Here is a 15,406-nt window from a genome sequence, read left to right as displayed (position 1 = left end):
TTGCATACGCAGCAAAAGGGTGTTATTATATCAAAGCTGTCCGCGAGGACAGTGAGACCACCCGGTTTAGTGGTGGTGCCCGGTCCTTGAAAACTATATCGTCATGAACTCATGACGATATAGTTTTCAAGGACCGACGCCGCCCGCTGAAGCGGGGGGCTCACTGTCCTCGCGGACAGCTTTGATATAATAACACCTGAGGTGAGTTCTGTCTAGCCATATTAGAAAACTTTTTGTTTAACCATTGTACCCCACGGATTTCGACATTATACGGTGCCGCCGTTAGAGATCCTCGCCGTCTTCTATGGTTAATTCACGTGTTTCGGGATTAAATACGTGATATCCGCGCCAACGGCCTTCAAAGCGCCAAAATGTAAAAATTATGCCTCCCGCCAGCATAATGGCAACCAATGCATCGATAGAGCGACCAATAGCGGCGGGGCCGTAAATCAAGAAAATGCTAATGACCACCGCAAACCACGTCGTCGTCACATAAGAAATGATCTGAAGGCCTCTGTGTTGGTGCGTAATGCCATGTAGACCATGGTGATGAATACGCGTTAAAAACACCGCCGCACTAAGACTGTCAAAGAGAAACTCCAAAATCAGAAAGAAACCCGCCGTACTGAGCACTAAATTGAACACAGACGCAAGCGATGCCACCAGTAACTGCAATGACACAATCGTCCATCCCAACACGAGAGGGACCACAATCGTCCACGTCGGCGACTGTGCAGAGTTTTTCGTCACAAAAAATCGGGGGAGTATTCGGTCCCGAGCCATTGCATACAACGCCTTACTCAAAATAAACGTTGTAAGCCATAAAGAGCCGGCGGTTGAAGCCACAATGGGCACAATGGCCCAACGGAATTGATGAGGCGATAACGCTTGCGCCCATGCAATCAACACATCGGGATTCTTAACCAGCTGGGCTAGTGACACGGAATGTAGCATTAAAGGGAAAATCGTTAAATAAAAAGCTAACACCATGAAAGCTCCTACCACGCCGCCCATTCCCGGGGTTTTCTGCGGGTAATCAGCTTCTTCCGCCGCATAGCTATCAATTTCCCAACCATCCACTATAGTCGCGCCTACAACCATCGCAATAACAAAACCGTGCCATGATGGCGTCACATGATTTCCCGGAAGCGCACGCCAATGAAGTACTCCCGCTATGGCAAATATGATGATAGCGATGAATTCTAAAACCATAAATATTTTGGTCAATTGCGCAACGGTTTTACTCCCCCTCAATAACAACCCAGCGGACAATCCGATCCACGCCCCGCTCACGATAATCACCAACCACGACGGAGGGGCTGTGACTCCAACTAAGGCGAGAGACTCCTCTGCTGCTGGAATAATAATGGGAGGAATGGACCAAAAATAGGCCATCATCAGAATCCATGATTGATATCGCGAGATACCAAAACCTAAAATCCTACGAGACCAATGATAGGAAGCTCCGGTATTAGGATAGTGTTGATTCAACATCCGAAACAGCCATGAACTTAGAATAAAAGGTGTGGCAATCGCCAAGACAGCCCAAATAATATCAGCGCCAGCCAGGCTAAGCATAATGGAGCCGGCAGCCGCCACACTAAATAAGGGTGCGACACTCGCAACGGATAGTCCCGAAAGATCCGACAGGCTTAACAAAACCGGTTTTTTACCTAATGGTTGCACACTGATCCTGGCCTTCCCGATAAGTTATCAAGAAAGGTTCCTTGATAACTCCGTTTTTATTTGCAAGGGATGCTTTTTATTTTGTGGCCGATTGGCATGATTGGCATAAGCCCCATGCGGTAATTTGAACACCTTGAATATCGCGGCTGGTAACGGAGGCTTTTAGCATGCGATGAACTCCGTGCATTACGTCATCCGTAATGTGTTCAATCGCATGGCAACGCTGACACACCCAATGCGCGTGCGCTTTTACCGTGGCCTCGATTACGCGAGATCCGTCGGGCAAGTGCATTTCACTGGCCAGGCCCACTTCTACAAAGGCCTGAACCACCCGGTAAACCGTCGAGAGTTCAATAGAAGGCACTGTTGCTTTGACAGTACGCCAGAGGGATTCAATAGTATAGTGACCCACCGATTGGGATAAGGTGTCCATAACGATGGTACGAGGTAACGTTGCGCGCAATCCGTGTTGATGAAGGCGATTTTCTATAGTATTTTGTTCCATGTTGCAAATCATAGGCAATAATAAAGGGTGTGTCAACCATGATTATCCAACACACCCCTCCATTTCCCATTTGAAATGCTCTTTTCCTCGAACAGACAAGCCACGCGGACGGATTTGAACGAAGGACAATAGAATGCGATCCGATATTAATGCCGCAACGAAGCGGATTGCCGCGGGTGATGATGGTGGTGATGCGAACGCCCTTTCTTCTCAGAAACGGCAGGAACGGCCTTGCGACTAACCTCTTTAGAGGACTCTAACGCCTTCACTCGCCATTCTCCTTCTGCTCGTTGCAAAACCTGCTTGCACCAGTTAAGCAAGCGCCAGCCATTTGCATTCTGATTGGTGCGAGGCGGGATACCCCAACCAATATGAGTACGCCCACCATGTCCATGAATCCGTTCCACATGCTCGATGGTCTGAAATATCGTGACGGTGGGCCAGCGTGATTGCCATTCCATGACGGCATGCCCGGAGGGAAGAACCACTCCAATGGCCACAATTCCTGTACCACTCACGCCACTGACATCTTCGTGCCGGTAGAGATAGAAAGGTTGCACCAAAGGACGCTGCCGGGATACACGCATAGCTTCCACTGCCTTTCTCGCAACTTTTTGTTACCAGTATATGGGCGGCGCTGTCAATGGTGCAAAAATCACGGGGCGTAGAGGTTTGCCTAGAAAAAGTATACACTGTTGGCGGAGACTCTCTTAGCAAACGCAACACCGTCCCGACACCGCCGTACGGGACATCGAGAAAGGACGATGCACAATATGGCAACCCTGGTGGTCATTCGGCATGGCCAAAGTCAATGGAATTTAGAAAATCGCTTCACCGGATGGACCGATGTCGACCTCTCTACTCAGGGAATCGAAGAGGCGCGCCGCGCCGGACAACTCCTCAAAGCGAAAGGAATCCACATCGACGCAACCTATACGTCACTGCTTAAACGCGCCATCAAAACATTGAATATTGTCTTGGAAGAAATGGACCTGCTATGGCTCGATGTGGTCAAATCATGGACGTTGAATGAACGGCACTACGGCGCATTACAAGGGCTAAACAAAGCCGAAACCGCTGCCAAATATGGAGACCAACAAGTGGCCGAGTGGCGCCGCAGTTACAATACCGTCCCGCCTTTATTACCTGAAGGCGATCCCAGGTTACCCATCAACGATCCTAAGTACCAATCCCTCGATCCCGCCCTATTGCCGCGTGCAGAAAGCCTCGCCATGACCGTGCAACGTGTTCTACCTTTTTGGAATGCGCAAATTCTACCGGTTTTAACGCGGGGTAAAAACCCTTTAATTGTGGCGCATGGCAATAGCTTGCGAGCGCTCGTCAAATCTCTTGATAACCTCTCTGATCAGGAGATTGTTTCCCTAGATATTCCGACTGGGATTCCCTTAGTCTATGAGTTTGATGAGGACGTCCGCCCTGTTCGCCATTATTACTTGGAATAGGGGTTACTACATAGCAGGACAGCTGTTTGACTCCAAATAGGTCACCATTAAGATTTTTATACGCATAGCAAGCGGGGCGTCGTCATTGCCATGAATGACACGCCCCACGTTTAAATCTATAGATCATCGTTAAGCCACCTAATTCTCCATCGCGCCTTTAGGGTGCGGCAAAGGTCTTTCGCTTGAGGAATTTTCCACGCCCCGCACGGCCCAAATACTGTCCGTTCGCTATAATCTTTTCTCCACGCGAGAAGACCATATGAACTTTGCCCTGGGCATTATAGCCTTCAAAAGGATTATAATCCACTTGCATGTGCGCCGTATTCACGCCCCATGTCGTAGTTGCCTGGGGGTCAAATAAAACCAAGTCCGCATCCGAACCCACCGCAATCGTGCCTTTTTGAGGAAACATACCAAAGAGCTTCGCGGGCATTGTGGCCATAATTTCCACAAAGCGATTGAGAGAGAGTCGATTTAAGCGAATCGCGGCATCATAAAGAAGGCTCACGCGAGTCTCAATACCTGGAGCACCATTGGGAATCTTGGCAAAATTGTTGATCCCTAATACCTTTTGGTCTTGCATGCAAAACGGACAATGGTCTGTTGCGACAACCTGCAGATCGTCTCCGGCCAGCCCCCGCCACAGATGAGTCGCATGGTCTGGGGATCGCAACGGTGGCGACATAACGTATTTAGCTTTGGCCCACCACGTATCAAGGGCTTCTTCGACGCTATGCCCGCGTTGTTGAATGGCAAAATCAATTATAGTAGTCGTACCCCCAAATGCTGCAGCTCGCGTGCCGGTGAAAAAATCATCGGAGGACGTCGTGCCACCAAATGGCATGTCGAGGTGCGTATGCACATCGACACCGCCGGGCAATACCAACAAACCGCTCGCATCAATGACCTCATCGGCCGCAGGGACAAGAAATTGCAAATCCTGGCCAATATACACAATGATTCCTCTGTCGATGAACAAATCGGCATGATAGTCATCGGTGGCTGTGACGATATGACCATTTCGTATCAATGTCTTCATCCTAAAGTCTCCTCCCGCGTCCCCATATTGGCAAGCTTTTAGAATCCCACACGACTTTGGCGTTGTCGCCACGTCTCCACCAAGCCCAAGTCAATGTCTTGCATTTCAATACATCCTGGTACTGGACAGACCAGACTGCATAAATTGCACCCGACACAATCGTCTTTTCTGACCACCGGGGCTCTTTGTCCTGGGAGTCGATCAATACATTGGTGGCCCCCGTCATCGCAGGCAACAAAGCACAAATTGCAGCCAATGCATTGATCTGCATGGATTTCTGCGACGGTTTTGTACGAGTAGGACAGCCGAAGGTCATTCCAATCGCCCACGCGATGTTTGGCTTTCCCCACAAGGTCCTGGACGGAGGCTAGACCCTTGCGGTCTAGGTAATCATTTAATCCTTCGGTGAGATCATCAATAATACGAAATCCGTAATGCATCGCCGCCGTACACACTTGAACGGCTCCCGCTCCAAGAAGAAGATATTCGACGGCATCTCGCCATGTCTCGATGCCGCCAATACCACATAGGGGCACGGGCACTCTTCGGTCATTAGCTAGTGCCGATACCATGTATAGGCCAATAGGCTTGACGGCCGGTCCACAATATCCTCCGTGGGATCCCCGGTCCGCAACATGGGGGTCAGGCAGCCATGTCTCAACATCTACGCCCATAACACTGTTGATCGTATTAATCAACGACAAGGCATCAGCACCTCCAGCCACGGCAGCCCTGGCCGGCATTCGCACATCAGTCACATTGGGTGTTAACTTTACGATAACCGGTAACGATGAGCCGGATTTGGCATACGCGGTAATTTGCTGCGAGTACTCGGGTACCTGCCCCACGACCGACCCCATGCCGCGCTCGCTCATACCGTGGGGACAGCCAAAATTGAGCTCTACCCCATCAGCTCCCGTATCTTCTACGCGACGCATCATGTCTGACCACAGTGTAGGATCGGACGCCAACATCAGAGATATGATAACCGCATGGTGAGGGAAACGGCGTTTGACTTCTGCAATTTCTCGCAAGTTATCGTCAATAGGCCGATCGGAGATAAGCTCAATATTGTTCAAGCCCATCATACGGCGACCCCCATAGTCAATCGCCGCCAAACGAGAGCTGACATTAATCACAGGCTCTCCCACTGTCTTCCAGACAGCTCCGCCCCATCCCATATCAAACGCCTTCATGACTTGATAGCCTGTATTGGTTAAGGGGCCTGAGGCCAACCAAAAAGGGTTAGGAGAAGAAATCCCTGCAAAGTTTACCGACAAGTCTGCCATTTTTAGCCCTCCTGTTTTGTGATACTATGGCCCTCCAACCGCGCAATAATGGCACGAGCTGCCTGTTTACCTTGAGCGGCCGCAGTGACCACGGTCGCCTCAGCGGATGGAGCTAGACAATCTCGTCGTATTGATCTTTTAACGTCTGCCAGGCGACATCTGTCCCCACATGCGTATTCAAATACACCGTCGCCCCTAACGAATGGATAAGTTCTCCCTCCCACAAGCTGACTGCCAGAGGTTCGCGAAATGACACAATACCGTAGGTATCTAATCCTCCTAAGGCAGCTTGTGCTTCATAGATGTCGACATGACAACCATGGCGCAAGAGCTCTGCAGCAGCAGCCAGTCCCGCGGGTCCTCCGCCTACAATTGCCACCTTCCCCGTGACTTGCGTTTGGCGCCTAGGCAACCGCGGAGCGCCCGTGACATGCTGCATTGCATAATCCATCGCCGCACGTTGCAATCGGCCAATAGCAACGGGATGACTGTCCCGGGTGCGCACACAGGCCCCCTCACATAAGGTCGCGGTTGGGCAAATACGCGCGCACGTGGCGCCGACGATATTCGCGTCCAAAATCGTTCGACTTGCGGCCGCCAGATCGCCTTGTGCGATCTGGCGAATAAAACGGGGAATATCGATACCCGTGGGGCACCCTTGGATACATGGCGCATCATCACAATAATAGCAACGTAAGGCCTCCTCGTGGACTTCTCGATCCGTGAGAGGCGGTACCACTTCCTCAAATGCGCGCAACGTGGAATCAGTCGGCATCATCGCTGTCCTCCTTTGGCACCATCCGGGTTAGAGTTACAAGTCCGTTAAACGTTGGTAGGTCTCTGGACGCCGGTCCCGGTAAAACTGCCAGGTATTGCGGACTTCGCGCACAACATTCAGATCGGCATCGCCAATCACGACCTCCGACTGGTCAGGACTCCCCATAGCAACAAATTGTCCTCGGGGATCAACAAGATAGCTTTCTCCATAGAACTCCCCCATGTTCCACGGCGCCTCGACGCCCACGCGGTTAATAGCACCTAAATAATACCCATTGGCCACCGCATGAGCCGGTTGTTCTAACTTCCACAAATACTTGGATAGGCCGGCCACGGTCGCAGAGGGATTAAAGACGATTTCTGCCCCATTCAATCCCAGCGCCCGGGCACCTTCCGGAAAGTGGCGATCATAGCAAATGTATACCCCAATCTTGCCCACGGCAGTTTCAAATACGGGATACCCCAAATTACCCGGGCGAAAGTAAAACTTCTCCCAAAATCCCGTCGCCTCCGTCGGACCAGCTTGGACATGAGGGAGATGACTTTTTCGGTATTTCCCCAAAAATTTCCCATCGGCATCGATCACGGCCGCAGTGTTATAGTAAACTCCCGTTATCTCCTCCTCATACAGGGGAACGACCATAACCATCCCGGTTTCTTTTGCGACGGACTGCATCATTTGTGTCGTCGGACCGTCTGGTACCCGCTCCGTTAACCCATACCACCGCGTATTTTGTTCGGCACAGAAATACGGTCCATAAAACAGTTCTTGGAGACATACTACCTGCGCCCCCTTGGCGTGGGCTTCATAAATCATCCCTAAATGTTTATCGATCGCGGACTGCTTATGCTCGTCTAGAGGCCGTTCGCCTGAAACGTCGTGCTGGGATTGAATTAATCCAACGCGGACTATATGGCTCATAAATATCCTCCTCTATCAATCGCAGTGGTGTTCACAATCTGTTCGTTAGTGGGATAGATGCGATGACGGCATTTCCCGAGATGGTGTAGGATTGTGGTATTTGGCATTCATCAACACTAAATAAACTCCAAACGACACGGCAAAACCCACAAACCATGAATAATTGAAGAGCCAGACTAAAGGCGGTACGACTTTACCAATGAGCGACACCAAAATTCCAGCCGCCAACGCCCAAATCGCTAACGGATTGTAGCCATTCTTGTAGTAGTACTGTCCCGAGGCCTCGTACAATTGAATAACCTCAAGAGTTCTGCGCCGAAATACCCAGTAATCGGCAATCAGAATAGCCGCAATGGGACCTAAGAAGCCCGAATAGACATCAAGCCATGTAAAAATATAGATGTGCGGGTTGGAAATCAAAAGCCACGGCACCATGACAATACCAAGAATGCCCGTGATAAGACCCCCGCGTGCAAAGTTCAAGTGTTTGGGGAACAGCTGTATTAAGTCATATGCAGGCGACACAATGTTGGCGGCCACATTGACTGATAATGTCGCCACAACGACAGCACCTAAAGCTATAATCAAAATCACCACGTTGTGAAAGTGACCTAACAAGGTAATGGGATCCGAAATCGCGTGATGAAACACGACAATCGTTGCTGATGTCACGAGAACCCCGATGCCGGAAAAGATGGTCATGGTCAAGGGCAATCCAATCGCTTGCCCCCATTCTTGCGCTTGTTGACTCTTAGCAAATCGCGTGAAGTCGGGGATGTTCAACGACAATGTCGCCCAAAAACCCACGACGCTTGTCAAGGCCGGAATCTCGACGGCCCAAAAGGCCGTACCATGGACCGTCGCAGGTCGCTGTAGTAGGGGTCCAAATCCATGGGCCGCATTCAATGCCCAAATTAATAGCCCAATGCCTAACAGCAATACCAACGGTCCGGCCCACGCCTCAAACCGGCGCACGGCTTGAATGCCATGGTAGATGATCCACACGTTCATGAGCCAAAATAACAAAAAGCTAATCCATCCGCCCAAGTTCATTCCCACAAACGTGAAGACGTCGGAAAAATGCGCCCATCCTGGAATAATCATGAGAAGGAAGGTTTGAATGGCCTGTCCGCCTATGGCGGTTTCAATGCCAAACCAGCCTGCCCCGACTAAGGCACGCAAAAAAGCTGGAATCCCCGCCCCTACCACGCCAAATGAGGCACGCGCCAAAACAGGAAAAGGAATCCCATATTTTGTGCCCGGATGGGCATTGAGCAAGATAGGGACAAGCACAATCATGTTCCCCACAAAAACTGTTAAGATCGCTTCCCACCAATTGAGACCAAGAACGATAAAGCCGCCAGCCATCAAATAGGTGGGAATATTGTGAGCCATGCCAATCCACAAGCTCAGGTAGTTGTATAAGGACCATTGCCGCTGCTCTTGGGTCGTGGGGGCAATGTCCTGGTTATAGCGAGCTAAATCCTCGTTGTTTTCCACATTCACAGCCATCTGATGTTGTCTCCCTTGCTGACGGGATCTTGGTCAGTCGTATCATGCCTCCGTACTCATCCACGTGATATCCATGTATCTCTTGTTGCTAAATGCTGGACAACAAGGATGATTCCATGATATCGAGTGTTCGGCACAGATAGGACGGACAGATCCGTGATTTTTAACGGAATTTTCTATACATAATGTAAAAGGCCGATTTTGCCTAGAGAGTGGCGCACAAAAATCCGGTCGCACTCCCCACCTAACAGGGCCTTTCCCTATCATAACGGTAGTGTCAAGACGGATGGAGCTCCTAAGAGCCCTTTAAGATGATGTGCACTACTGCAAAAAAGGCCACGCGTCAAAGCGCGTGGCCTAACCCGCCTGCATGTTATTGATGTTATTGATAGATGATGCGAGTGGATTCCACGGCCACTAGGCCGGGATGGGCTTGATATAAGGCCGACATCACATCTCGCAACACTGTCAGCGCTTCGTTGACTTCCTCATCGCTAACCGTCAACGGCGGCGCAATTCGCAAGACGTTATGGTACAGCCCACCAAGTCCCAACAAAAGCCCCCGGTCTTTCGCCAATTCTAAAATTTCCTCCGCTAATTCCGCTGCTGGCGCCTTATCCTTTTCAACAATTTCAATCCCTTGCATGAGGCCCATCCCGCGCACATCGCCCATGACCGGATATTCATCCGCCAATTGTTCAAGTCCACTACGCAAAATGCGACCGAGCGTGGCAGCGCGCTCGGTTAGCTGCTCTTGTTCCATGACCTGCAGCGTAGCTAACGCAGCCTGCATTACAACAGGGTTACCTCCAAAAGTTGAAATAGTGGGTCCTTGGTAATGACGAGCCACATCCGGCGTGGCAATAGTCGCCCCAACGGGCATACCATTGGCCATGCCCTTGGCAAACGTCATAATGTCTGGTTCCACCCCGTAATGGTTAATGCCGAAGGGCTTACCCGTTCGCCCAAATCCCGTTTGCACCTCATCATCAATAAATAGGGCTCCATACTTGCGAGCAATGCCGACAGCTTCTTGAAAGAAAGCTGGAGGAGGGGTAATAAACCCACCCACCCCCTGGATAGGCTCGGCAATAAAAGCCGCTAATCGCCCAGATGTGCTGGTTTTAATGAAGTCATCCATGTCCCGAGCACATTCCAACCCACATCGATCAGGCGTCTTGCCAAAGGGGCACCGATAACAATACGGATTATGCGTGTGACGGATCGGTAAACCCATCCCACTGCCTCCGAGTTTCCACGCACCTTGACCAGTTAGCCCCATGGTCACTTGGGACCGTCCAGAATAGCTATGTCGCAGTGCTACGACTTCATTGCGGCCTGTGGCCAACTGCGCCATCACCAGCGCGGTTTCGTTGGCTTCGGTTCCGCTCGTGGTAAAAAAGCTTTGGGAAAGAGCACCTGGCGTAATCTTAGCCAGATATTCCGCCAAATCAATCATTGGCTCGGACAAATACAGAGTTGAGGTATGAACCAACGTCGCAGCCTGTTGGGTGATGGCCTGGGTTACCACCGGGTGACAATGCCCCACCGATACCGTGAGAATGCCGCCAAAAAAATCTAAATAAGATTTCCCTTGATCGTCTTGGACATGGCACCCTTGACCAGACACCAATGTCAAAGGCTGCTTATAATAAACCCCAATCCCAGGCACTAAATATCGCCGTTGCCGCTCTAATGCTTCACGCATAACATTCCATCCTCTCTTGGCGTGGCTTCTACCGTTTGCAACCTGCACGGCACGTTAAGGTTGCTCAGTACCCCAAAATCGGCTGATCACGACCTTCTCTTCCGTGTAGAACCGAAAAGCGTCCATGCCTGTGGCATGCAAATCCCCATAAAATGAATGTTTCCAACCCGCAAAGGGGAAAATGGCCACGGGTGCCGGCACGCCAATATTGACCCCGACCATCCCCGCTTCAATATGGTCGCGAAAGTAACGAGCCGCAGCGCCTGATTCGGTATAAATGGTCGCGGTATTGCCAAATTGCGACTGGTTGGCCATGTCCACTGCTGTTTTCAGATCGGGCGCCCGCATTAGACTTAAGACGGGTCCAAAAATTTCTTCGCGGGCAATCGTCATGGTACTCGTAACCTCATCAAATAGCGTCGGCCTTAAGAAGAATCCTTCAGCCGCTACAGGATTTTCTCGGCCATCCTCCAATAATGCAGCACCCTCTTCTACGCCTGTTCGAATAAAGTGGCTAATGCGTTCACGACTTTGTTCGCGAATGACGGGGCCCATATCATTGGTTTCATCCAGTCCCGAGCCCACTTTCCAGTCGCGAATGGCTTGTCGAAGCGCGGGAATCAGACGCTCCGCCGCAGAGCCCACTGCAATCGCTACAGACCCGGCAAGACACCGCTCGCCAGCGGACCCAAATGCGGATCCCATTAGAGCCTCTACCGTACGCGGGAGATGCGCATCCGGCATGACAATATGATAGTTTTTCGCACCGCCCAGCGCTTGCACGCGCTTTCCCGCCGCGGCCGCGGTACGGTAAATATACTCCGCCACGGGTTGTGAACCAACGAACGAAACGGCTTTAATGGTCGGGTGGGTCAAAATCTGATCCACGGTAGACCGCCCGCCTAATACCACATTGAGCACGCCTGGCGGCAATCCGGCCTCCTCCCACAATTCCATCATAAGTAAAGAGGTTAAGGGAGTTTTTTCAGAGGGTTTCAACACAAAGGTGTTGCCGCTAACCAAGGCAGGAGGAATCATCCACAAAGGAACCATAGCGGGAAAGTTAAAGGGGGTAATCCCTGCGACAACGCCTAAAGGTGTCCGGACCATCATCGTATCCACACCGCGTGACACATCGGGCAACACTTCACCCTTGAGTAAAGACGGGGCTGAGGCGGCCAGTTCCACCACTTCAATGGCTCGCGCCACCTCGAGACTGGCATCGGGTAATGTCTTTCCATGTTCTATCGTGACCGACCGCGCGATATCCGCCTGATTGCGCGTCATGAGATCATGAAACTTAAACATAATCCGCGCACGCTGTAAGATAGGGGTGGTAGCCCAAGCCTCAAAAGCCTCCGCGGCCCTTTGCACCGCACGATCTAGCGCCTGGGTGTCATCCAGAGGAACGCTTCCAAGCATTTCTCCCGTAGCGGGATTGATGACATCCTCCCATTGATTGGCTGTTGGCGTAATGCGTTCACCACCAATGACATGCTTCAGTGTAGCCATCGATATCTCTCCTTCATAACGGCGCTTATACGATAGTAACAGCTTGGGCGCGGCGCCGATTTTTGTTGATCGTAGCAAAATCAGAGGCGGCAAGGCTCCGACAGTTTGTATAATTATTGCAACGAGAACCTGACATATTGATGAGAGGAGAAGCGCTTATGGTGGTTTTGCGTGATGTACTCAAAAGACAACCTTTTGCGGATGCGACGGTAATCGCGGGCCACACCGGCGTGAATCGTCCCGTGAAGTGGGTCCATATCGGGGAAATTCCGAATATAGGAGAATTTCTTCGTGGAGGCGAGCTAGTACTGAGTACAGGGGTCGGTCTGAGTACAGAGGAACAGCGTCGGACCTTTGTTCTAGGCCTGGTCAAAGCCCAAGCGTCAGGCGTTGTCATTGAGCTAGGAGCCTATTTCACCCAAATTCCTCAAGACCTCATCGACTTGGCCAACGCTCACGATCTTCCGGTAATCGTGTTCTCCCACCTGGTCCGGTTCTTAGATTTATCCCAGGAAGTCAATAGCCTCTTGATTAGCCAGCATCACCGCATTTTAGAAGACTTGGATGCTTTATCGGGACGCTTGCGCAAAGTATTGCTCTCAACGGAAGGATTAACGGCTCTTTTTGAAGCCTCGTTTGACGTATTGAAACGCCCCCTCGCCTATCTGTCACGCGCAACGGATGACAAAGTCCAACTAGGAGATTGGCCCTTTGCTCTGGTCCCAGTGCGTCAGAACGCTTTACATCCCCTCGTGGAATCCTCTCCCGCACCCTACCTGCGGCAGACAATCTCAGTATTTGGACAACCTGTCGGAGATGTCGCCATCTTGCTCTCTACAAATTACGTTGATGAATATCTCTACTTAGCGTTAGACCGCATCACCACGGCTGCCGCGCAAGAAATTATTCGCATGGACACCTTAGAAAAGCGCAAAAGGCAAGAGGAGGCGGTGTTATTAGAACAGCTGTTTTTTGCAGAACATCCCTCCGAAACCCTCCTCCAGCGTTGTCGCTCGCGTTACAATTTAACTAGCACGCGGCGCTACCGTGTCTGCGTGGTGCCGAATGATAGCGCAGCTCCTAAAGCGCATGCGGCCATCCAGCGCCTTTCTGCGTTATTAGCTACAGCGCTCTTGTCGCAAACGGACCGGGATATCTGGCTCATTACCGGGCGCGAGGGCGATATCACCAATCTTCCCCAGTTGCTCGGCACCTATTTGGGGGAACGCCCAAATCATATTGGCTTGTCCGCGCCCTACCGCGATCCCGCTCAAATGCATCAAGCCTTTTCCGAAGCATATGATGCTGCACAAGTGGCCTCTCATCTTGATAGCACACGCCCTCAGTGCTATGAAAAGTTAGGAGCTTATCGCTGGATTTTAGCAACGCCGCCTGACGTACTGCGGCGCCTGGTCATTCATCCCGAACTTGGTCCCTTGTTGCAGCCTGAACACGGCAAAGAAACAGAAGGACTCCTACAAACCTTAGAGGCTTTATTAACCTTCAATGGCTCCAAACAAGAAGTCTCGCAATGGCTAGGGATTCATCGCCAAACTCTTTATGCGCGAATTCGTGCCTTGAAATCCTTATTAGGCCACGACTTCCTCGTGTTTGAAAGGCGTGTCGCCATAGAAAACGCCCTTTTAGCCTACCGTTTTCTGTGTAGTCAAGGCGAGATGCCATCCAGGGCCGCGCCGCCTAGTTCCTGAGCTCCGCCGCCGCTTCAGCTTGGAAATGACAATCGGTCGCGACATTATGCCGTTCGCTGCTGGTTATTACTGGCATCATAGGCTTTAACCGCAAACGGCACAATGGCGGCCCCCACGCCCATCACAAGAATAACAGCCATCCAAACAGCCGCGTGCGTTATCACCAGGGGCCCCACGATGACCGGGATAAGCGCGACGCCAATATTGGAGGCCATGCTAAAACCGGCTGTCGCAATGCCGGCATTGTGCCGCGTCCGCGCCTTTTCCGCCGCTGCTTCCAACGCTAAAGTGTACCAGCCATTACTAAATAGCCCGAAGAGAAAAAACGATGCATCAAGACCCGCTGTTGACGCGGAAAGCCCGCCTGTTAACAAGAGTCCGGAAAGAAACAAAAACACCAACGTCAACACGCCTAGTAAACGCGGCAGACGCCGCACACTCGCGGGATTTTCGCCCAACCAGCCAAATAAGATCGCGCCTATCGCCGACCCTAAAAACGTCAGGCCAGACAGCATTCCTCCCAACGCCGCCGCGTCCGGCACATGCAAATGAAGCAAGGCACTGGTACTGACAGAACCAAACATCACACTTATGGAAGCGACCACAAAACCTATCACCCACCACCAAGAGACGATAAGACGCGTCTTTCCCACGGATACCCCCGGGGACTTCCTCGTTGCCCGCAATTGGCTAAGCAACCATAACCCGGTGACGACATTGAGGACAACCGCCATCCAAAGATCCACAACCGGAGACATATCTGGTCCAATAAAAGATCCCGCTGCCATTCCTAAAAAAAGCATGCCAATAACCAAGCCCGTCCCCATTTTGAGCTGCCGCACGCCTCCTAATCGCAACACCGAACCAATGGGCGCAATCAGCAACGGATAGGCCAAAGCCGCCACCACTTGCCCCATTAGGGCGAGGGTAAAACTTGAAGCCCCTGCACGTAGCGCCAAGCCCACAATCGTCAGCACAATACTCCCATAGAGGGGCGCTTGTGGCCCAGACTTCGCAACCCAATACCCGGCAGGAAGTGCTCCCACAATCATGGCGTACCCATATAACGAGATAAGAAGCAAAATCATAGCTAAGGAGACGTGGAAGGTTCCTATCAAATAAGGAACCAAAGGCGCCAATACAAACCAGCCCCACCCTAACGTAAACGCAAAGAATGCATAAGGCCATAAAAGACGCCCATTGTCACTGGACAATAATATCATTCCTTTCCATTTTTCCCATTGATTGTACGTGAATCCCGAATTTTATGGCAAGGCCTCAAAT

Annotated in this window: 13 protein-coding genes; 2 read left to right on the top strand and 11 right to left on the bottom strand. The window is 51.3% G+C overall.

Translation table 11 applies throughout. The features are described 5' to 3' along the window. Window positions 1-282 precede the first annotated feature (282 nt). The 3 genes from ORD20_RS15930 to ORD20_RS15920 all read right to left on the bottom strand — a co-directional run bounded on the left by ORD20_RS15930 (window position 283) and on the right by ORD20_RS15920 (window position 2,778). Window positions 283-1,686, bottom strand: coding sequence for an APC family permease (locus ORD20_RS15930; RefSeq protein ID WP_158246186.1), 1,404 nt, complete (start codon window positions 1,684-1,686; stop codon window positions 283-285). A gap of 76 nt (window positions 1,687-1,762) precedes the next feature. After that, entirely contained in the window at window positions 1,763-2,191 is a 429-nt protein-coding gene (locus ORD20_RS15925; protein ID WP_158246187.1) for a Fur family transcriptional regulator, read from the bottom strand. Window positions 2,192-2,337: 146 nt separating this feature from the next. Further along, window positions 2,338-2,778 (bottom strand): hypothetical protein, encoded by a 441-nt coding sequence (locus ORD20_RS15920; protein WP_207654618.1) that lies wholly within the window; start codon window positions 2,776-2,778, stop codon window positions 2,338-2,340. Window positions 2,779-2,964: 186 nt separating this feature from the next. Between ORD20_RS15920 and gpmA the strand changes: the two genes are divergently transcribed. Further along, a complete protein-coding gene (gene gpmA, locus ORD20_RS15915) occupies window positions 2,965-3,654 on the top strand; it encodes a 2,3-diphosphoglycerate-dependent phosphoglycerate mutase (RefSeq protein ID WP_103374710.1) in 690 nt (229 codons plus the stop codon). 157 nt (window positions 3,655-3,811) lie between these two features. Here the strand turns inward: gpmA and ORD20_RS15910 are convergent, their stop codons facing one another. The 7 genes from ORD20_RS15910 to ORD20_RS15880 all read right to left on the bottom strand — a co-directional run bounded on the left by ORD20_RS15910 (window position 3,812) and on the right by ORD20_RS15880 (window position 12,413). Next, window positions 3,812-4,693 (bottom strand): amidohydrolase family protein, encoded by an 882-nt coding sequence (locus ORD20_RS15910; protein ID WP_430626359.1) that lies wholly within the window; start codon window positions 4,691-4,693, stop codon window positions 3,812-3,814. 38 nt (window positions 4,694-4,731) lie between these two features. Continuing rightward, the gene (gene preA / locus ORD20_RS15905; RefSeq protein ID WP_103374712.1) at window positions 4,732-5,982 is read right to left on the bottom strand and encodes an NAD-dependent dihydropyrimidine dehydrogenase subunit PreA; all 1,251 of its coding nucleotides are present in this window, start codon (window positions 5,980-5,982) and stop codon (window positions 4,732-4,734) included. Window positions 5,983-6,094: 112 nt separating this feature from the next. Further along, a complete protein-coding gene (locus ORD20_RS15900; protein ID WP_430626358.1) occupies window positions 6,095-6,760 on the bottom strand; it encodes an NAD(P)-binding protein in 666 nt (221 codons plus the stop codon). 33 nt (window positions 6,761-6,793) lie between these two features. Beyond that, on the bottom strand, window positions 6,794-7,681 hold the full coding sequence (locus tag ORD20_RS15895) for a nitrilase-related carbon-nitrogen hydrolase (RefSeq protein WP_103374713.1): 888 nt from the start codon (window positions 7,679-7,681) through the stop codon (window positions 6,794-6,796). A 45-nt stretch (window positions 7,682-7,726) separates the two neighbouring features. Beyond that, window positions 7,727-9,193 (bottom strand): NCS1 family nucleobase:cation symporter-1, encoded by a 1,467-nt coding sequence (locus tag ORD20_RS15890; protein ID WP_103374714.1) that lies wholly within the window; start codon window positions 9,191-9,193, stop codon window positions 7,727-7,729. A gap of 382 nt (window positions 9,194-9,575) precedes the next feature. Continuing rightward, window positions 9,576-10,901 carry an aspartate aminotransferase family protein gene (locus tag ORD20_RS15885; RefSeq protein WP_103374715.1) on the bottom strand — a complete coding sequence of 442 codons (1,326 nt, stop codon included), beginning with the start codon at window positions 10,899-10,901 and terminating at the stop codon, window positions 9,576-9,578. A gap of 54 nt (window positions 10,902-10,955) precedes the next feature. After that, the gene (locus ORD20_RS15880; protein ID WP_103374716.1) at window positions 10,956-12,413 is read right to left on the bottom strand and encodes a CoA-acylating methylmalonate-semialdehyde dehydrogenase; all 1,458 of its coding nucleotides are present in this window, start codon (window positions 12,411-12,413) and stop codon (window positions 10,956-10,958) included. A 158-nt stretch (window positions 12,414-12,571) separates the two neighbouring features. Here ORD20_RS15880 and ORD20_RS15875 point away from each other — a divergent pair, with 158 nt between their 5' ends. Further along, window positions 12,572-14,122 carry a PucR family transcriptional regulator gene (locus tag ORD20_RS15875; protein ID WP_158246188.1) on the top strand — a complete coding sequence of 517 codons (1,551 nt, stop codon included), beginning with the start codon at window positions 12,572-12,574 and terminating at the stop codon, window positions 14,120-14,122. A gap of 44 nt (window positions 14,123-14,166) precedes the next feature. Here the strand turns inward: ORD20_RS15875 and ORD20_RS15870 are convergent, their stop codons facing one another. Beyond that, on the bottom strand, window positions 14,167-15,336 hold the full coding sequence (locus ORD20_RS15870; RefSeq protein WP_242968325.1) for an MFS transporter: 1,170 nt from the start codon (window positions 15,334-15,336) through the stop codon (window positions 14,167-14,169). Window positions 15,337-15,406: the final 70 nt, after the last annotated feature.

It is taken from the genome of Sulfobacillus thermotolerans (assembly GCF_039623705.1).
GTDB classification, from domain to species: Bacteria; Bacillota; Sulfobacillia; order Sulfobacillales; family Sulfobacillaceae; genus Sulfobacillus; species Sulfobacillus thermotolerans.
The sequence above is the reverse complement of the archived record's forward strand: the minus strand, read 5'-3'. Positions and strand labels throughout refer to the sequence as shown.